The organism is Acinetobacter albensis, assembly GCF_900095025.1.
GTDB classification, from domain to species: Bacteria; Pseudomonadota; Gammaproteobacteria; order Pseudomonadales; family Moraxellaceae; genus Acinetobacter; species Acinetobacter albensis.
Genome location: NZ_FMBK01000014.1, coordinates 36,508 through 55,735 on the forward strand (window position 1 = coordinate 36,508; position 19,228 = coordinate 55,735).

The 19,228-nt window shown below is 38.1% G+C and carries 17 protein-coding genes and 1 tRNA gene; 11 read left to right on the forward strand and 7 right to left on the reverse strand.

The annotated features are described in order from the left end of the window. From secD to queA, 6 genes are all read right to left on the reverse strand, one after another. Positions 1-1,902 (reverse strand): protein translocase subunit SecD, encoded by a 1,902-nt coding sequence (gene secD / locus GA0116959_RS11945; RefSeq protein WP_053579608.1) that lies wholly within the window; start codon positions 1,900-1,902, stop codon positions 1-3. Between the two features lie 52 nt (positions 1,903-1,954). Beyond that, a complete protein-coding gene (gene yajC / locus GA0116959_RS11950; RefSeq protein WP_053579609.1) occupies positions 1,955-2,284 on the reverse strand; it encodes a preprotein translocase subunit YajC in 330 nt (109 codons plus the stop codon). A 103-nt stretch (positions 2,285-2,387) separates the two neighbouring features. Beyond that, positions 2,388-3,518: a tRNA guanosine(34) transglycosylase Tgt gene (tgt, locus tag GA0116959_RS11955; RefSeq protein ID WP_053579610.1), complete on the reverse strand. Its 1,131-nt coding sequence runs from the start codon at positions 3,516-3,518 to the stop codon at positions 2,388-2,390. Between the two features lie 340 nt (positions 3,519-3,858). Continuing rightward, positions 3,859-4,425: a LemA family protein gene (locus GA0116959_RS11960; protein ID WP_092720871.1), complete on the reverse strand. Its 567-nt coding sequence runs from the start codon at positions 4,423-4,425 to the stop codon at positions 3,859-3,861. Between the two features lie 27 nt (positions 4,426-4,452). Further along, positions 4,453-5,481, reverse strand: coding sequence for a hypothetical protein (locus GA0116959_RS11965; protein ID WP_092720872.1), 1,029 nt, complete (start codon positions 5,479-5,481; stop codon positions 4,453-4,455). Positions 5,482-5,507: 26 nt separating this feature from the next. Further along, positions 5,508-6,545 (reverse strand): tRNA preQ1(34) S-adenosylmethionine ribosyltransferase-isomerase QueA, encoded by a 1,038-nt coding sequence (queA, locus tag GA0116959_RS11970; RefSeq protein WP_092720873.1) that lies wholly within the window; start codon positions 6,543-6,545, stop codon positions 5,508-5,510. Between the two features lie 192 nt (positions 6,546-6,737). Between queA and GA0116959_RS11975 the strand changes: the two genes are divergently transcribed. The 9 genes from GA0116959_RS11975 (at position 6,738) to GA0116959_RS12015 (ending at position 16,694) form a co-directional block, all read left to right on the forward strand. Next, a tRNA-Leu gene (locus GA0116959_RS11975) sits at positions 6,738-6,824 on the forward strand. A gap of 243 nt (positions 6,825-7,067) precedes the next feature. Continuing rightward, complete coding sequence (locus tag GA0116959_RS11980) at positions 7,068-8,339, forward strand: sensor histidine kinase (protein ID WP_092720874.1); 1,272 nt, start codon at positions 7,068-7,070, stop codon at positions 8,337-8,339. A 67-nt stretch (positions 8,340-8,406) separates the two neighbouring features. Then, complete coding sequence (gene glnE / locus GA0116959_RS11985; RefSeq protein WP_280513251.1) at positions 8,407-11,166, forward strand: bifunctional [glutamate--ammonia ligase]-adenylyl-L-tyrosine phosphorylase/[glutamate--ammonia-ligase] adenylyltransferase; 2,760 nt, start codon at positions 8,407-8,409, stop codon at positions 11,164-11,166. Between the two features lie 33 nt (positions 11,167-11,199). Then, complete coding sequence (locus GA0116959_RS11990) at positions 11,200-12,126, forward strand: branched-chain amino acid transaminase (protein WP_053579616.1); 927 nt, start codon at positions 11,200-11,202, stop codon at positions 12,124-12,126. An 89-nt stretch (positions 12,127-12,215) separates the two neighbouring features. Further along, positions 12,216-13,109 (forward strand): ELM1/GtrOC1 family putative glycosyltransferase, encoded by an 894-nt coding sequence (locus GA0116959_RS11995; RefSeq protein ID WP_092720876.1) that lies wholly within the window; start codon positions 12,216-12,218, stop codon positions 13,107-13,109. Further along, the gene (locus GA0116959_RS12000) at positions 13,110-14,138 is read left to right on the forward strand and encodes a glycosyltransferase family protein (RefSeq protein WP_092720877.1); all 1,029 of its coding nucleotides are present in this window, start codon (positions 13,110-13,112) and stop codon (positions 14,136-14,138) included. Then, complete coding sequence (locus GA0116959_RS12005; protein WP_092720878.1) at positions 14,135-14,890, forward strand: polysaccharide deacetylase family protein; 756 nt, start codon at positions 14,135-14,137, stop codon at positions 14,888-14,890. The genes GA0116959_RS12000 and GA0116959_RS12005 overlap by 4 nt, the downstream gene beginning before the upstream one ends. Beyond that, positions 14,884-15,663, forward strand: a complete 780-nt coding sequence (locus GA0116959_RS12010; protein WP_092720879.1) for a glycosyltransferase family 2 protein — start codon at positions 14,884-14,886, stop codon at positions 15,661-15,663. The genes GA0116959_RS12005 and GA0116959_RS12010 overlap by 7 nt, the downstream gene beginning before the upstream one ends. Further along, complete coding sequence (locus tag GA0116959_RS12015; protein WP_092720880.1) at positions 15,660-16,694, forward strand: glycosyltransferase; 1,035 nt, start codon at positions 15,660-15,662, stop codon at positions 16,692-16,694. The genes GA0116959_RS12010 and GA0116959_RS12015 overlap by 4 nt, the downstream gene beginning before the upstream one ends. Here the strand turns inward: GA0116959_RS12015 and GA0116959_RS12020 are convergent, their stop codons facing one another. Beyond that, complete coding sequence (locus GA0116959_RS12020) at positions 16,695-17,579, reverse strand: glucosamine inositolphosphorylceramide transferase family protein (RefSeq protein WP_092720917.1); 885 nt, start codon at positions 17,577-17,579, stop codon at positions 16,695-16,697. 79 nt (positions 17,580-17,658) lie between these two features. Between GA0116959_RS12020 and GA0116959_RS12025 the strand changes: the two genes are divergently transcribed. Both GA0116959_RS12025 and GA0116959_RS12030 read left to right on the forward strand, forming a co-directional pair. After that, a complete protein-coding gene (locus GA0116959_RS12025; protein ID WP_092720881.1) occupies positions 17,659-18,420 on the forward strand; it encodes a glycosyltransferase family 25 protein in 762 nt (253 codons plus the stop codon). Between the two features lie 22 nt (positions 18,421-18,442). After that, positions 18,443-19,216: a glycosyltransferase family 25 protein gene (locus tag GA0116959_RS12030; RefSeq protein ID WP_171256915.1), complete on the forward strand. Its 774-nt coding sequence runs from the start codon at positions 18,443-18,445 to the stop codon at positions 19,214-19,216. Positions 19,217-19,228: the final 12 nt, after the last annotated feature.

Sequence of the window (19,228 nt, forward strand, 5' to 3'; positions counted from 1 at the left end):
TTAAATGCTCAACTTCTTCAAGTTACGTTTTTTGCCATAAATGAGTTGTACCACTGCACGAGTAACAGTAATCGCTGTAAACATCGAACAAACAATACCAATCATTAAGGTCACGGCAAAGCCTTTAATCGGACCTGTACCAATCGCAAATAGAATGAAAGCGACCAAGAATGTAGTCAAATTCGAGTCAAAAATGGTGTTATAGGCACGATCATAACCCGCCACAATCGCTTGCTTGGGCGATGCACCCCACTTCATTTCTTCTCGTATTCGCTCACAAATCAGAACATTGGCATCGACCGCCATACCAATGGTAATAACGATACCTGCAATACCCGGTAGGGTAAGAGAGGCGCCAATCCAAGACATCACCGTTAATAGCATTGCTAAGTTAACCACAAGGGCAAAATTCGCAATAAGACCGAATAGACGGAAGAAAACCACCATCCAAATGGCCACGAGAATGAAACCAATTTGGGTAGAGAGTACACCTTTGTCAATATTTTCTTGACCAAGACTTGGACCGACTACGCGTTCTTCTACAAAGTACATCGGTGCAGCCAGCGCACCTGCACGAAGCATTAAGGCAAGTTCAGCCGCTTCTTGTGGTGAATCTAGACCAGTAATACGGAATTGTGAACCCAGTACAGCTTGAATAGTAGCAGCATTAATCACGACAGATTCTGCATAAGGGGTACGTACTTCTGTCTGTGCACCTGTTACAGGATCTGGGACATAACTAATTCGTTGTTTATTTTCAATAAACAATACTGCCATGCGTTTACCCACTGCATTACGGGTTGCATCAGCCATCAGCTTGCCACCAGCACTGTCTAAGGTAATGTTAACCTCAGCGCCGCCCGAATCTTGACTAAAACCAGAGGATGCATTTTGTACACGCTCACCTGTCAAAATACGATTACGGTTTAACAATAATTGGCGACCACTCTCAATGGATTCATAAGCAAACGCTTCTGTACCTGGTGGTAATGCTTGACCATTCAATTTACCCGTATACGGATCAATATATTGGTCATTTAAGTCAGAAACTAAACGGAATTCCAAGTTTGCAGTACGACCTAAAACACGTTTTGCTTCAGCGGTATCTTGAACACCCGGAAGTTCAACCACAATACGGTTGCTACCTTGAGTTTGAACCAAAGCTTCTGCAACACCTAACTCATTAATACGGTTACGTAAGGTGGTTAAGTTCTGATTAACAGCATACGACTGAATTTCTTGTTTGCGTACATCGGTATAGTTCAAACGTAAGGTGGAACCAGAGCTAGCTGCAATGGCCTGTTGTGTAAATTCATTGCCATTACGACGTAGGAAGTCCATAGCCGCATCACGGTCAGCATTATTGGCAAACTGTACAGTAATGGTGTTGGCATTTAAGGCTAAACTGTTAAATTTCAGTTTGTTGTCACGGAACTGTCGACGTAAGTCTGTTGCTGAGGTTTCCATACGCTGACTAATGGCTTTATCCATATCCACTTCAAGTAAGAAGTGAACACCACCACGTAAGTCCAGACCCAACTTCATTGGTTTTGCACCAATTTTTTGTAGCCATTCTGGTGTGGTAGGCGCAAGATTCAGTGCAACAACATAATTATCACCAAGACCACGACGTAAGACTTCTTTGGCTTTTAACTGTGCTTCGGATGAGTCTAAACGTAAAAGGGCAGCATTATTACTAAAGCTGTTGTCATGACTGGGAATGCTTTCACTTTTTAATAATTGCTCTGCTTTTTGTACGATGCTCTGGTCAATTTGGGTACCAGCTTTGGCACCCGAAATTTGAACAGCAGGTTCATCTGGATACAAACTAGGCAGGGCATATAATGTGCTAATCACTAATACCACAATGATCAGCAGATATTTCCATGCTGGGTAACGCATTTGTTTTCTTCTTAAAATGAAAAAGTCGTGCTAGGGCACGACTTTTTTTTGATTAAAAGTTATTTAAAGTGCCTTCAGGCAAAACTGAAATCACACTTGCGCGTTGAACTTTTACTTCTACGCCACGGCTTAATTCAACCACGACAAAATCACCTTCAATTTTAGTGATTTTCCCCATAAGACCGCCAGCAAAAACCACTTCACTTCCTAGCCCTAAACTTTCAACCAAAGAACGGTGTTCTTTGGCACGTTTTGCCTGTGGGCGCCAGATTAAGAAGTAGAAAATTGCAACAAAAACGGCAATCATTAAAAGGTTAGTCATTAGACCGGGTTGTTGTGATGCTTCACCTGCTGCGTGTGCAGTAGAAATAAAAAGGCTCATTTCAATTTCCTAAACTAAAAAATGTATAATCAACTTAATGATAAATAAACGGACTTGCTGTGCAATTTACCTTGTCTTTTTCCTCAGCGCAAATGCTGAAAGATTAATCTTCAGGACAAGGCGGAACTTCTAGACCACGACGTGCATAAAAATCGTGAACATAAGCATCAAAAGTACCATTATCTAAGGCATCACGAATATCTTGGGTAAATCTTTGGTAATAACGTAAATTGTGAATGGTTCCAAGCATAGAGCCCAACATTTCACCGCATTTTTCTAAATGGAATAAATAAGCTCGCGTGAAATTTTGGCAGGTATAACAATCACAATGTGGATCGAGTGGACTTTGATCATGGCGGAATTTGGCATTGCGAATACGAACCAAACCATCTGTCACAAAATAGTGACCATTACGTGCATTACGGGTTGGCATGACGCAGTCAAACATGTCTACACCACGACGAATGGCTTCTACAATATCTTCTGGTTTACCCACACCCATTAAGTAACGTGGTTTTTCTTCAGGCATTTTTACAGGAAGATAATCTAGAACCTTAATCATTTCTTCTTTCGGTTCACCAACGGACAAGCCACCAATCGCGAACCCATCAAAATCAATTTCTTTTAAACCGTTTAAAGATTCGTCACGTAAATCTTCATACATGCCGCCTTGGATAATACCAAACAAGGCATTTTTATTTTTTAATACCTCATGATGTTGTGTTTTGCAGCGTTTTGCCCAACGAAGTGACAATTGTAGTGATTTTTGCGCTTCTTCATGGGTCGCTGGGTAAGGCGTACATTCATCAAAAATCATCACGATGTCAGAATTCAAAGTATGTTGAATATCCATTGAAATCTCAGGAGATAAAAAGACTTTTGAACCATCAATCGGAGAACGGAAAGTTACCCCATCTTCTTTGATCTTACGCATGGCGCCTAAACTAAAAACTTGAAAGCCGCCTGAATCGGTGAGAATGGGTTTGTTCCATTTCATGAATTTGTGTAAGCCACCATGTTCACGAATCACATCTAGACCAGGACGCAAGTAAAGGTGAAAAGTATTACCTAAAATAATTTGCGCTTTAATATCTTCAATGTCACGAGGCAACATGCCTTTGACTGTACCGTAAGTACCGACTGGCATAAATACGGGCGTTTCAATGACACCATGTTCAAGTGTTAAACGACCACGACGGGCACGACCCGACTGACCTAGTTTTTCAAACTTCATACATTATCCTGAACGAGAGCAAAGCACTGTCTTACTTCCAGTGCAAAGGCGAATAAACAGTTCGCTGCTAAAAGTTCGCTATTTTCCTAGATTACGCAGATAAACACCAGTGTTGTCGAGTTTTAACTCAATATTTTCTTTGTAAACAGAAGAGATGAAGGGGGACTATTTTATTGAAAAATCAGTAACCAGTTTAGACTGGAATGTTTTTTGGTTGCAGTAAATTCGAATAAGTTAAGTATAAATAATTGAATCGCAGGGAAGTAAGATAGAAAAATATTGGTATAAAAGAGGAGACTTCTTGCTTTTCTCAGAATCGAAAAATAAGAAGTCTGATGTCTTAAAAATTAGGACGATAATCAAAATTTTGAGTTGCAGCATGATCACGAAAAGGGCGAATGGCTTTTTTACCCAAGGTCATGGTGTTAACGATATTGTTTGGGAAAATTTGAATGTGATTGTTAAAGAGCTCTACATTACGGTTAAAGATAGTAATGGCTGCACCAACATTTTCATTTTGTTCTTCAATTTCACTCATCATTTTAAGATAAATTTCATTGGCTTTGAGTTCAGGATAGTTTTCAACCACTACATTTAAACTGCGCATCAACTCTTTATTTAGGCTTTCAATACGCTGTAATTGAGAAACATCTGCGCTATTGATGTTTAGGTTTAAAATATTTTGACGTAGTTCGGTCACTTTTTCTAAAGTACCTTGTTCAAAACTCGAATATTGTTCCACAAGTGGTTGTAAATCGTCCAAAATTTTAATTTTCTGGCGTTCATAGGTAGCAACATCAGACCATGCACGAATTGACGCATTATGATGACGTACAATATTGTTACGAATCATGATACAGGCAATGACTATGGCAATGATCAAGACGAAAAAAATCAACAGTCCCATCAATATTTCCCCAAAAATAAATATTTTCTATTTTAAAAAATGCGTTAAATCATCTTGTAATCTTTCAAGATAAGGTAATTTAAAAGTTCGTAAGTGTCCACGTAATGTCGAAATATCTTGAATATTTTTTGCTTGAGTCGAAATTTTAAATAAATTCAAAGGACCTAAAAAACACAAAGTAGAACGGGTAGGATGAAACATGAGATCGCCTTGACGCTGCTCAAAAAAATCAGCCAGTTTTAACACAAAGGCAGGGGTGAGTAATTTAGCGGTTTGCATTTCATCACTACCAAAAATATTTAGTTTTTGATTGGTTTGAATATCACTGGTATGCCAAGGAAAACGATAAGAATGATCAAAAGTTTTGTTGCCTGTGGTGACAGCAAGCCCTTGTATGGCTATGTCAAAAATAAACACGCCCCATAAATCTTTATGTATTTCTTTAACTTTGACATCATTCCCATTTTTATCCCTTACTCGGACTTCATTGACATAATGATATTGAAAAATCATGACTTGGTGTTGCTGCTCATTTTCATCTGTCCAAATGGTGCTGGCGTAATAGGGGAAATGATTGGAAATACTGCCCTGATTAAATACAGGGAACAAACGTTTTAAATGGGCAATAAATAAAACGGGTTGCAATGGAATGGAAATATGTTGTGGTTGTTGATGTGAGGCCAGTTGATATTTTTTAGCCATACTTTGTTGTTCTAAAAATTGTATAACTTCATGGATCGGGGCTTTGTCTTCATAACTGATATAAGCCCAGAACACCATCATCAATCCACAAAAACAGCTTACTTGGGTCCAAATATTCGCTGGATTGACCCATAAAATGAGAATAAAAAATACGCCTGTGGCAGCCAAAAATAACGGCAAGACATTTTCAAATTTAAGTACAATCGGGGCATTCCATGGGTGAAGTGCATCTAAAATATCTTGATGGCTTTGTGCCTTACGCCCAATTTCCCACAGCCGCGTAATATTACTAAAAACCCGTTCATTTTTCTTTCGACGTATATGAATGGACTGTCTAACAGTATCAAGCGGCATGGTCTGCTTCTTTTTATCAGTAAAGTTTAAGGATGGATTTGATCAATTAACATGGCATCGCCATAACTAAAGAAGCGATACTGTGCTTCTACCGCATGCTGATAGGCATTTAAAATAGCATCGCGATTAGACAAGGCAGAAACTAACATTAATAAGGTGGATTCTGGTAAATGAAAATTGGTAATTAAACGATCAATGACTTTAAATTGATAGCCGGGATAGATGAAAATTTGAGTATCACCTGTCCATGCAGCGAGTTTTCCACCGTGGGCTTGCGCTGCACTTTCAACAGCACGTGTTGCAGTGGTGCCCACTGAAATGACTTTATTACCACGTGCTTTGGTTTGACGAATCAGATCAACCGTGTGTTCTGGAACATCACACCATTCGCTGTGCATAATATGATTGGCAATATCGCTGCTACGTACAGGTAAAAAAGTGCCTGCGCCGACATGTAAAGTGACAAAAGTTTTCTGAATCCCTTTGGCTTCTAATTTTGCGAGTAAGTTCTGATCAAAATGTAGACTCGCCGTCGGTGCTGCAACACTGGCCAGTTTGGTTGGGTCATTAAACACAGTTTGATAACGTTCTGTATCAATTTCTTCTGCTTCACGGTTAAAGTAAGGGGGGATGGGTAAAGCACCATACTGATCAAGTACATCTAAAATCGGTTGTGAAAACTCGACAATAAATAAATTTTCATGACGACCTTGGATGGTTACTTTTATTTCATCTTCACCTACAAAAAGTTCAGCACCTGTTTTAGGGGAGTTACTGGCTTTAATATGACAATGCGCAATAAATTTATCTTGTATGCGTTCAACTAAAACTTCTACTGCACCGCCTGTTGCACGTTTACCTTTTAAACGCGCTTTCATGACTTTAGTGTCGTTAAGGATGAGTAAATCACCTGCATCAAGTAAATTCAAAATATCGGTAAAATAACCATCGTGATATTGCCCTTGAGCATCTAAGTGTAAAAGGCGTGAAGCACTACGCGTATTTAAAGGGTAGCGAGCAATGAGCGCATCAGGGAGAACGAAGTTAAAGTCAGAAAGTTGCATTTTCACTAAATAGGAATAAAAAAAACAGCTGTATTATAGTCTTGAAAAAGCAATACAAGATCATATCTGGCGTTTTTTAAGACAAAGTTTTTGATTTTGCTTTAAAAGTGAACGATTGATGAGGCTGGAGAATTGACAATTCAAAGTTTGATAGTAATATAGCCTCACAAGTTAACAGCTTGCAGCCCCTTTCCCGAGGTGGTGAAATTGGTAGACGCGGCGGACTCAAAATCCGCTGTCAGAGATGACGTGTCGGTTCGAGTCCGACCCTCGGGACCAGATTCAAAACCCCAAACCCGCACTAAAGGTTTGGGGTTTTTATTGGCCTAATGAAAAATTTACTAAATTTAAAAAACTCAAATATAGTGAAAATGATCAATACAAAATAAATCTGACTAAATTTTTCACCTTAATCTGCTTACACTGTTTTTGATTGTAATTTATGTGAAAATTTGTTAATACAGTTAAGGTGAGAGTTCGGTTTTTTATCCATAAAAAGTAAAACAGTTTGACGAGGCCGAGATGAATATGCAGTTACTTGAAATAGGCTTAGAAACTGAGCAGCTCAGTGCATGTCAAATATCATTATTGCTGGGTGTATTTACTTCAGATAATCGTATTGATCGTTTTTTAAAAACTGCCTGCAAAATGTTAGATGCCCAGAATGGTTTTCTTGCTTTTCACAATGAACCCTACATTTGGTATTCTTCTTCTGACTGTTTTAAAGCATTTCATGCAAAAAAAGAAGCCAACTTACTCTCGTTTTTTGATGGGCAAAGTGTTCTGACCCAGCAACATCAGAATTATGCAGCATTTTCTGAACATGTGCAGGATTTAGGCGTACCTCATCAACGTATTATGGCTTTTGATTTAAAAATCAATGAAACAGAGTCGATTGGCCAATTTTTGTTATTTGATGATCAGTTAAAATCTTTTGATGATCAAAATTTAGAGTTTGTTCAAGAATTTGCTGCAAGCCTCATTCAGTCAATTGAGTTGGGTTTAGAGCATGCACAATTAAAAGAAATGTATGAGCAACAATCTGCTTTAAATATCAGTAAAACCAAGTTTTTTCAAATTATTGCCCATGATTTACGTGCACCCTTTCATGGGTTGATTGGTTTTTGTGAAGTTCTGGCACAGGAACGCGATACGCTAGATGATACTAATATTCAGAGTATTGCCGATTATTTGCTCGATACATCACAATCGACTTATAACCTTTTAGAAAGTTTATTGAATTGGGCAATGGCAGCGGGTGGCCGTTTTGTGTATCACCCAATCAATTTTAATTTAAAACAGTCCTCTAAAATTGTTTTTGATGTCTTGAATACTTTGGCCATCAAGAAAAATATTCAGTTAATTGATTTGGTGCCAGATGATTTAAAAGTCTATGCCGATATCAATATGGTAACTTCTGTTTTACAAAATTTAGTTTCAAATGCGCTGAAATTCACCTATGTCGATGGTTCGGGTACAGTCACCATTCGTGCAGAAAAGTCTGAATATACCGTCAATATTTATATTCAGGACACGGGTTTGGGTATGTCGCAAAGTCAAATTGATGCACTTTTTCAACCGCGGCTAACAGCAAGTTTTAAAGGTACGGCAGGTGAAAAAGGCATGGGCTTGGGCTTGGTTTTGTGTCAACGCTTTGTCGACTTGAATCAGGGTAAAATTTCCGTACAGTCTAAAGAAGGTGAAGGAACTACGTTTAAGGTGTCTTTACCGCTGGCTTTGAATGAGCATCAAGCTTTGTCAGTAGAAAATATCAAACACGTTGTTCTTGAATAAAAAACATAAAATTTAAGATTTATTTTCCACGCATTCATTTTCAACTGCTATAAATAGAAAAAACCAAGTGGAAGATGTGGAAATGAATGCGGAACAATTGCATAGAACATTACGTGCGAGCCAATATGCCGAGTTGGTATTGGGAAATCACGCAGTTTTATTAGAACAAGACTATGCTGTTGACCAATTTCTAAGTCCGTTAAGCACGACTCAAATTCAAAATTCCGTTCAAATGTGTTTGCATCAAATTACCGATGAAACTGTATGGATGCGAGAAATTCGTATTCTACGTGCACGACTGATGTTTCGTTGGATTTGGCAAGATGCAAATCAACTTACCGATGTCGTCACATTAACGCGTGAGCTTTCAGATTTTGCTGATGCTGCTATCTGTGCTGCCAAAGATTTTGCCCGTATCCCATTAGTTGCTAAACATGGTGAACCGATTGGATACAATGGTGCAATGCAAAACTTAATTGTGATTGCAATGGGGAAATTGGGTGCACAAGAACTGAATCTTTCGAGTGACATTGACCTGATTTTTGCCTTCGATGAACAAGGCGAAACCAATGGACGCAAAGACATAGATGTACAGCAGTTTTGTATTTTATGGGGACAAAAACTGATATATCTACTGGATCACATGACTGCAGATGGTTTTGTTTTTCGTGTAGATATGCGTTTGCGTCCGTGGGGAGATGGTTCAGCTTTGGCGATTAGCCACGTGGCATTAGAAAAATACTTAAGTCAGCATGGGCGCGAATGGGAGCGTTATGCTTGGATTAAGGCACGTATTGTAACGGGTGGAAAAGAAGGTGTAGAACTGCTCGATATGACACGACCTTTCGTGTTTCGAAAATATGTCGATTACACTGCTTTTGAAGCCATGCGTGAAATGAAAGCCATGATTGAGCGTGAAGTATTACGACGTAATATTGAAGATGATATTAAGCTTGGTGCAGGGGGAATTCGCGAGGTTGAGTTTATTGTGCAAGTCTTTCAGCTGATTTATGGGGGAGCTAAATTTGAACTGCAAGACCGTCAATGCTTGGTCAGTCTGCATCATTTAGGTGAGTTTGGTTTACTTGAAGCGGATGCAGTGACTGAGTTGGAAGATGCATATTTATTCTTGCGTCGTGTTGAACATGCCATTCAAGCGTTGAATGATCAACAAACCCAGTCCTTACCAAGTGAACCAGATTTACGCCATCGCATGATTGAAACTTTAGGCTTTACTGATTGGGAGGCGTTTATTTCTTTTCTCAATCAGAAACGTGCCAAAGTCATTTATCAGTTTGAACATTTAATTAAAGAAAAAGAACCTGATCCACTGCTAGAAAGTTTTAGCCAACTCGAAAAACAATTAGATAACGTGTTGGATGCAAGTGCTAAAAATTTGGTTCATGAATTCTGGCATGGGCATGCCTTAAAAAAATTGCCCGCAAAAGCAGTACAACGTTTAAAAACGTTTTGGCCGCATTTGATTGAAGCTATTTTACAATCCAATAAACCACAAATTGCACTGCTGCGCTTAATGCCTTTGGTAGAATCGGTGATGCGGCGTACTGTGTATTTGGTGATGCTGATTGAAAGTAAAGGAGCCTTGCAGCGCTTGGTCAAAATGGCGACTGTGAGTCCATGGATATGTGAAGAATTGACTCATTATCCTGTTTTACTTGATGAATTTTTATCGATGGATTTTGAATTGCCTCGACGCAAAGATTTAGAAGATTCTTTACGTCAGCAATTATTACGAATTGAAATTGATCAAGTTGAAGATCAGATGCGAGTACTCCGTTTATTTAAAAAATCTAATGTTTTAGCTGTGGCTGCAAGTGATGTATTGGCTGAAAGCCCACTGATGAAAGTGTCTGATGCCTTGACTGATATTGCTGAAGTATCGGTGAATGCGACCTTGAACTTGGCTTATCAAATCACAGCAAAAAAACATGGTTTTCCACTCGATGCTGAAGGAAATCGCTGCTCAGTGAGCCATACCGCTTTCGCTGTGGTTGGGTATGGTAAATTGGGCGGTATTGAGCTGGGTTATGGCTCAGACTTAGATTTGGTGTTTATTCACTACATGAGTGAACAGGGCGACACTGACGGCTTAAAACAAATTAGTGGTTTTGAGTTTGCCATGCGAGTTGGACAAAAATTTATGTCCTTAATGACCACACAAACTTTAGATGGACGAGTTTATGAAATTGATACCCGTTTACGTCCCTCTGGCGAAGCGGGTTTATTGGTGACCAGTTTAAAAGCTTTTGAACAATATCAGTTGAAAAGTGCGTGGTTATGGGAGCATCAGGCCTTGGTACGGGCACGTTCGATTGCGGGGGAACAAAGTCTGCGTGAAAAATTTGAATTACTGCGTTGTCGGATTTTAATTCAACCGCGAGAGGAAACAAAAGTTCGCGCAGAAGTGCTTAAAATGCGTCAAAAAATGAAAGACCATTTGGGCTCTTCCAAAGAACAGCAAAAAGATGGAATTTTTCATTTAAAACAGGACGCGGGTGGTATCGTTGATATCGAATTTATGGCACAGTATGCGGTGTTAGCTTGGAGTGGGTCGAATCCTGATCTCGCCCATTATTCCGACAATGTACGAATCCTTGAAGATGCCGCAAAAGCCAGTTGCTTATCCAGTGACGATGCGACCGCATTGATTCAAGCTTATCTCAGTGAACGAGCCGAGAGCCACCGTTTAGCACTTGCAAATCAATCCATGCAAGTGAATGCTACGGATTGGCACGATACCCGCGTGATCGTTTGCAAGTTATGGCAAAGATTAATTGATCCAACTGCAACTATTTGCATTGGATAAACATGACTGTGTATAAAAAATGGAGAGTGCGCCATGAACTTGGCTGATCGTGATGGTTTTATTTGGCAAGATGGACAAATGGTTGATTGGCGTGAGGCAAAAATTCACGTCCTAACACATACCTTGCATTATAGTATGGGTGTGTTTGAAGGTGTCCGTGCCTATGAAACTCCGAATGGAACCGCGATTTTCCGTTTGCAGGATCATACAAAACGTTTGCTTAACTCTGCAAAAATCTATCAAATGAAAGTTCCATTTGACCATAAAACATTAGAGCAAGCCCAAATTGATGTGGTGCGTGAAAATAAATTAGCATCATGCTATTTGCGTCCAATCATTTTTATCGGTTCTGAAAAATTGGGTATTGCTGCAACGGACAATACCATTCATGCCACTGTTGCTGCTTGGAGCTGGGGTGCTTACCTTGGTGATGAAGCGATGGCAAAAGGCATTCGCGTTAAAACTTCATCATTTACTCATCACCATCCAAACGTGACTATGTGTAAGGCAAAAGCCTCGGGTAACTATACCTTGTCTATTCTTGCACATCAGGAAGTGGCTCATTCGGGTTATGACGAAGCGATGTTAATGGATCCACAAGGTTATGTTTGTCAAGGTTCTGGCGAAAATGTATTTTTGGTGAAAGATGGTGTATTACATACACCTGATATCTCAGGTGGTGCACTCGACGGTATTACTCGCCAAACGATTATCACCATTGCCAAAGATTTAGGTTATGAAGTGGTTGAACGCCGTATTACACGCGATGAGTTCTACATTGGTGACGAAGCTTTCTTTACGGGTACAGCTGCTGAAGTAACGCCAATTCGCGAATATGATGATCGTGAAATTGGTTGTGGTTCACGTGGTCCAATTACCACACAAATTCAAAAAGCATTCTTTGATGCAGTTCAGGGTAAAGACCCTAAATATGCACACTGGTTAACTTACGTAAAATAAGCTGATCGGTTAAGATGAAAAGGCGAAACAATAGTTTCGCCTTTTTTATTGATTGAAATTTGAGTTTATATTCTTTTTAGGACACTTTTATGCATATTGTCTATGTGAGTGATGGTAAAGCAGGGCACCGTTCACAAGCTGTAGGATTGTATAAAGCGATGCAGCGGCAAAGCAATATTGAAGTGACTTTTCAAGAAATATCTATACAGGAACTGCCTATTTTTTCACTTTTAAAAGCGATATGGGCACGAGGCTTTGGGTTATTTGAAAAAAAAGCAGATTATATTTTTGGAGTGGGGAGTCATACCCAAGCACGTGTTTTATTGCTGGGGAGAGTTTACCCTAAAGCCAAAACCGTGATTATGATGAAACCTAACTTTCCAGTGAATTGGTTTGATTATGCCATTATTCCACAACACGATCGTGTGAAAGAGTCTATGCATGTCATTACTACACAAGGGGCTTTAAATCCGATTGTGAATGAAAATCGTCATCAACCAAATAGAATATTAATTGCATTAGGTGGAAATTCTAAGCGACATCAATGGAATGATGAAAAAGTTTTATCGAGTATTCAGCGGCTCGTAGAAAATAATGTTCAAGCAACGTTTATTTTAACCACTTCAAGACGGACACCTGATACTTTTTTGGAAACATTGGCTCAGCAAAATTTTTATTCAAAATTGCAGATTTTTCCAGTTGAGCATACGCCACAAGGGTGGGTGTTTGAAGAAATGCAAAAAGCAGAAGCCGTTTGGGTGACAGAAGATAGTGTTTCGATGATTTTTGAGGCTTTGACCGCAGGTTGTCAAGTAGGAATCATTGAAATAGACCGTTTGAAATCTGATAGAATTACCCAATTATTAGATCAGCTTTTATCTAATGATCTATTAGATAAACAGCATATTAAATTATTAAATTTAAAATTGGATGAAGCGTCTCGCGTCGCTGATATTTTATTAAAACATAGAGATGTTTTTTAGATGAAAATTTTACATATCGCAAACTTTGGTTTTAATAAACAAGGTGCACATTTTTATTGTACAGACCGTAAGATTTCCGCTGGTCTCATTGAGAATGGCCATTTTGTTTATGATTTTAGTTTCCGTGATATGGCGCGAATGGGTACGGTCTTTAAAACTAAAAAATTAGGTGCAAGTTGGGCCAATAAAGAAATTTTAAAAATTGTGGATCATATTGAACCAGATTTAGTGCTGATTGGTCATAGTGACTTAATGAGTCCAGAGGTTTTAAAAAAAATTAAGCAACACTATCCAAAAACTAAAATAGCTTTTTGGTATGTCGATCCCTTGTATATAGAGCATAAACTGGGCTTTGTTCGTGAATTTTCACCTTATTTGGATGCAATTTTTTGTACCACGGGCGGTAAGTATCTTGAAAAACTCAAGCAACCGCATTTAAAAGTGGCGTATATGCCGAATGTTGGACATCGTAATGTTGAACAATTAAAACAATTTGAATCGACCAATATTGATAAAGAATTTATTTTCTGTGGTGTCGTGTATAAAGAGCCTGAGCGTGAAAAGTTCTTAAAAGAATTAGCCGATATTTTAAAAAATAGTCATATTCAATATCAATACTATGGTTGTTTTGAACAACCCGGAGTGTATGGAAAAGGCTATTACAAAGTTCTTGCCCAATCGCGTATGGGCTTAAATTATTCACGCAAAAATGATGTGACTTTGTATAGTTCAGACCGAATTGTGCAACTCACAGGCAATGGTTTATTGACGTTTAGTCCACGCATTCCGGGCTTCGATCAACTCTATACTGAACAAGAAGTGGTTTATTTTGATGATCAGTTCGATTTAGCTGAAAAAATTCAATTCTATGCTGCACATCCTGAAGATGCGAAACGTATTGCCGAAGCGGGTTGGAATAAAACACGCGCCAGTTTCAATGCTAAACGGATTACGCAATTTATGGTCGAAGTCACTTTTGATCAGCCATTATCAGAAGCCTATGAATGGTCACATGAGGTCTATGCATGATTTGGTTGCTTTATATTGTAGTGGGCTTCATCGCACTAGCCGCGCTGTTATATCTGTTGGGTAACTATACTTTTTGGTTGCCTTTTCGCAGTGCAAAGTTACCTAGAATTGTGATGTTGCATCAGGTGACACCACATGAAGATGCTTCGGGAATGAATATGCCTCCCCAGAAGTTTGAGCAGCTATTACAGTATTTAGTGAATAAGAGTAGTACCTTTTGTTTTGTTTCTGAGCTTGATCAATATCAGGGGCAAAAGCATGTCGTTGCTTTGTCCTTTGATGATGGTTTCTTGGATAACTATCAATATGCTTATCCACTACTGAAAAAATATCATGCCAAAGCGACCATTTATTTAGCCACGCAAATTGAAGGCATTGAAAAATTAGCGCCTGAACACATTCGTGAAATGGCAGAATCAGGCTTAATTGAGTTTGGCGCACATACCCAGCATCATGTGAACTTACTGAAATTAAGTGATAATGAAGCTTATCAAGAGATGCAAAATTCTAAACATGATGTTGAAGCACTTGTTGGACATTGTCCAAGTTTTGCTTATCCTTTTGGGCGTTTTAATGAAAAACATCAACAAATGGTCAAACAGATTGGCTTTAAAAATGCCGTCTCAACACGCAAAAAAGTTGAAACCTATACTGAATTAAATCAATTTAATATTCCCCGCGTCAGTACACATGGGGCAATGAATGCGCTGCAAATGCGGATTGCTTTAGCCAAAGGACGTTATAAATTATGAGTATTTCATGTAGTGTTTATATCGTCACTTTGAACTGTGCGGCTTGGCTTGAAGACACTTTAAATAGTGTTGCTGATTTTGCAGAAGTGATTATTTTGGATTCAGGTAGTACCGATGATACCTATAAAATTGCCCAAAGCTTTCCAAATGTAAGCATTAGCCATCAAGATTGGCACGGTTATGCAGCCCAAAAAAGTCTCGCTTTGGCACAATGTCAGCAAGATTGGGTACTGAATTTAGATGGTGATGAAGTTTTATCTGATGAGCTCAAACACGAGATTGAAGCAACTATTCAAGCCAATCATATTGATGCTTTAATTACCCCGATTAATGATGTGTTTTTAGCTGTACCGAATAGTAAGCATACGAAAAAACATGCCAAAGTTCGTTTTTTTCGTAAAAGCAAAGGACAGTATGATCTTGCCAATAAAGTGCATGAAAATGTGATTATTGATGGGACAAGTGTTCGTGCCAGCGGTGATATTTATCACTATGGCGAATCGAGTATTTTTGTCAAAGTTGAAAAAAATAATCAATATTCTAATTTAAAAGCTGCTGAAAAATTTCAAAAAGGCAAAGAACCAAGTGTATTAAAATTAACTTTGGTCATGCCCATGACTTTTCTAAAGTCATATTTTATTCGTCGTAGTTGCTTAAATGGCTGGCGTGGATTTGTAAATAGTATGATCAATGCCTTTTATGCTTTTTTAAAAGAAGCCAAGCTATTTGAACAGCACTTGCAGTCTAAAAAAAATAATAGAGATGAGAGATGAAGATTGTTCAGGTTTTAGCCACCAGTGGCGGTATAGGAGGGCTTGAACAACACACATTTAACCTTGTGAATGAACTCTCTTTATTTAATGAGGTGCATATTATTGCGCATCCATGCTATGCCGAAAAATTTAATCCAAATGTTCGATTTCATGCAATTGATTTTTCGCGTAGTCGTTGGAATATTATTTTACTTTGGCAGCTAAAGCGTTTGATTAATCAAATTCAACCCGAGATCGTACATGCTCAAGCAGGTAAAGCGTCTGAGTTAATCGCACGAATTCGTCCATATTTAGCGAATACTAAAATTGTGACCACAATACATGGTACTAAAAAGAATAAGTCTGCCTATTTAGTGGGTGATGCCGTGATTGCAGTAAGTCAGGCATTGACCCAATGCATTCCAGTCAATAAAGCCAAGGTGGTTTATAATGGTGTTTATCCACAACCTATCTTATCCCTTGATAAAAAAATAAATTTAAAAAAAAGCATTGAAACACAATTTCCAAACTTAGATTCCAATAAAAAAATAGTGATGTGTATTGGTCGCTTAGAGCCAGTGAAGAATATTGCTTTACTGATTCATGCGATGCAGAAAATTGATGCAAATTTATGGATTGTAGGTGATGGTTCTTTACGCCAATCACTGGAAGCACAAGTTAGCCAACAACAGATGCAAGATCGAGTCACATTTTTGGGTTTTAGAACGGATGCACGTGATTTACTGCAACTTGCCCATGTTGTGGCGTTGTCTTCAGATCGGGAAGGTTTCCCTTTGGTCATGGTGGAAGCGCTGCAAAGCGATAAGGTTATGGCGTCAACCAAAGTCAATGGGGTTATTGAATGGTTGCCTGAGATGTATTTAGCCGATATTGGGGACGCTCAAGGTTTGAAGGCTGCTATTGAAAATGCCCTAAATCAAACATCCCAATTGGATTTTCAGCCCTTATTTTCCCGTGCTAAAGCGGAATTAACGGTTGAAGCCATGACACAGCAAACACTACAGGTTTATCAGCAGTTGCTGTCTGTATAATTACATTTTAGGTGTAAGACGAATAGCATCGAGAACCACAAAGTTATTTTCAGCATTAATGGTATGACAGCCGTCATCTTCACTATGCCAATGCGGTAAAACAACCTCGAATAACTGTTCTTGATATTCAGTGGGGCTTAATTTAATAATTTCTTTTAGTTCAATATTGCCGCCATAACGTTTTAATGAATCTTGACTCGGGCGTACCAGTTTGCCGTCATAGACAAATGGTTTACCTGCCATGCGGAATTGTTGTTGGCCTGTGCAGACCGGATTTTTAGGATGCTCTTTCCAATCAGGTTGCAAAATATTATGGGTATAAAATAAATCTAAACGATCACCAAATTTTTTACAATTGCGCCGTGTTGAGGTAAATAAATACCACATGCCTTCATGATAAAAAGGCGTTGTATCAACAGCTTCAATACCTTCTAAAAGGTTTGAATGTTTCTCCCATTGCATCGGAAAATCTTTACATTTCCAAAGTTCAACTGTTTTGTTGGCACTGGTTTCAGGAATCATATACCAGTCATTTTCAACTTTGAATACACAGGGATAAGACAGGTGGTAATCCAGTTTTAAAATCGTCTGTGGTTCTGTATAGGTGCCATCTTTAAAGACTTCTAAAACCGATAAAAAACCAACAGGGTGTTGATCATCGACTTCTTCAAAAAAGATAAAATGACGATCATCATTATGTATATAAAAACAATCGGCAAAAGTAAATTTTTGGGGAGAATGAATTTCGAATAAATGATTTAATTGATTTTGATTATTTAAGGGCTCATTCAGCCAACCAAAACGAATATACCAATGTGAGTCAAAATTTTTGGCCTGTTGATTCTGTTGGTATTTGTACCATTTTTTTAAGAAGATGCGTTTCATTGCCAAGGAAAAATATAAAAAACTATCCATCTAATTCTACATTATATATCATTCAACAAGTGTGAAAAGGTGAGCCTCAATGAAAATTTATGTCATAAGTATTGAAGATGAAAACTCTCTCCGATTAAAGAAATTTTTAGATCAAGATTTTTTTAAAAATGGGCAATTGTCTTTGACTAAAATTGGTATTAAAGGGGGAGATCTTTCTGCAAAAGAATATTTCGAAAAAGCAGTGCGAGGCCGTTCAAAGCCATTAACTCCAGCAGAGCTAGGCTGTACCTTGTCTCATTTAACAGCACTGAAATCCTTTTTAGCTACAGATGATGAGTTTGCTTTAATTTTTGAAGATGATGCTATTTTACCAAAGCAGCTGACTCTGAAGAGTTTAGAAGAAGAAATTAAAAATTTTAATTTACCTAAGAATGTGCTGTTTAGTTTAGGCGGCATACAAATGAAAGAAAGCCTGAAAGTCAGAGGTACTTTAAGAGATCAGCTGTTTCTAGACAAGCAAGTATTAGAGGTACATCCTCATTTTTATAATAGGGTGAATTACGCTGTTGCTTATGTTGTAGATCGTGATATGGCGCAAAATCTACTTGATTATCATCGGCAAATTAGAAAAGCGGATGACTGGAGTTTCTTATTTGATTTTAATAAGAATTCAAATATTTTAATGACTCATATTGTTGATCATCCCGTTATTGAAGCCGGAGAGACAAATACTCAGTTAAGCGCAATCGAGGGTGAACGTGTAAAATCCACCAATTTACCTCAAAGTATTTATGGTAATTCACTCGGGTATAATTTTGCAAAATTAAAGTATAAAACTTATCCCCGATAAGAGTAGATGTGAGAGAGCGAGTTTGAAAAAATATTTAATCAGTATTGAAAATAACGAAAGTCAAAGACTTAAAGTTTTTTTTGATCAGCAAATTTTTAATTCATCCAGAAATGAATTTAAGAAATTTGGTGTAAAAGGTATTGATTTAACCGTCAAAGAATACTTTGAATTGGCTGTTGCAGGACATGCCAAAGCACTTACTCCAGGCGAACTTGGCTGTACTTTATCTCACCTTGAAGCTCTGAAAGATTTTTTAAAGACAACGGATAAATATGCCATCATCTTTGAAGATGATGCTCTACAGGATGGAGACTTTTCTTTCGATGATATTGAAAATAATCTAGAGCATCTTGGTTTAGAAAATTGTTTCTTTTTTAGTTTGGGTGGAATTCAATTAGTGCATAGCCAAAAGGTTAAGGGAACTTTTTATTCTAAACCTATGTTGGAACGCAATATTTTAAAAGTGCACCCTTATTATTATCATAAATTTGTCTCTGCATATGCCTATATTGTAGATCGAAAAATGGCAGAACTCTTATTACGTTATCATTCAACGCCACAAGTTTTTGATCATTGGGCTGGAGTGGCTTGTTTGGAACCAAATATTAATCTTTATGCTACATATCTCTTTGACCATCCCCCTGTGAACCCTACTGAAACAGCCAGTTATTTAGAAATGGAAAGAATTCAAAATTTGAGAGTTCTTAATCAAAATCATGATCCGCATAAATTTTATCAACCGCTTTTAAAGCTACTGGTTAAATTATCTTTAAAAAACTATCGCGTGAAATCCTAAGATCTCATTATA

Coding starts and splice junctions, on each gene's coding strand:
- GA0116959_RS11980 (WP_092720874.1), top strand. CDS start 7,068: ATGAATATGCAGTTACTTGAAATAGGCTTAGAAACTGAGCAGCTCAGT.
- tgt (WP_053579610.1), bottom strand. CDS start 3,518: ATGAAGTTTGAAAAACTAGGTCAGTCGGGTCGTGCCCGTCGTGGTCGT.
- GA0116959_RS12015 (WP_092720880.1), top strand. CDS start 15,660: ATGAAGATTGTTCAGGTTTTAGCCACCAGTGGCGGTATAGGAGGGCTT.
- GA0116959_RS11995 (WP_092720876.1), top strand. CDS start 12,216: ATGCATATTGTCTATGTGAGTGATGGTAAAGCAGGGCACCGTTCACAA.
- GA0116959_RS12000 (WP_092720877.1), top strand. CDS start 13,110: ATGAAAATTTTACATATCGCAAACTTTGGTTTTAATAAACAAGGTGCA.
- GA0116959_RS11965 (WP_092720872.1), bottom strand. CDS start 5,481: ATGCCGCTTGATACTGTTAGACAGTCCATTCATATACGTCGAAAGAAA.
- GA0116959_RS12005 (WP_092720878.1), top strand. CDS start 14,135: ATGATTTGGTTGCTTTATATTGTAGTGGGCTTCATCGCACTAGCCGCG.
- queA (WP_092720873.1), bottom strand. CDS start 6,545: ATGCAACTTTCTGACTTTAACTTCGTTCTCCCTGATGCGCTCATTGCT.
- yajC (WP_053579609.1), bottom strand. CDS start 2,284: ATGAGCCTTTTTATTTCTACTGCACACGCAGCAGGTGAAGCATCACAA.
- GA0116959_RS11960 (WP_092720871.1), bottom strand. CDS start 4,425: ATGGGACTGTTGATTTTTTTCGTCTTGATCATTGCCATAGTCATTGCC.
- GA0116959_RS12020 (WP_092720917.1), bottom strand. CDS start 17,579: ATGAAACGCATCTTCTTAAAAAAATGGTACAAATACCAACAGAATCAA.
- secD (WP_053579608.1), bottom strand. CDS start 1,902: ATGCGTTACCCAGCATGGAAATATCTGCTGATCATTGTGGTATTAGTG.
- GA0116959_RS12025 (WP_092720881.1), top strand. CDS start 17,659: ATGAAAATTTATGTCATAAGTATTGAAGATGAAAACTCTCTCCGATTA.
- GA0116959_RS11990 (WP_053579616.1), top strand. CDS start 11,200: ATGAACTTGGCTGATCGTGATGGTTTTATTTGGCAAGATGGACAAATG.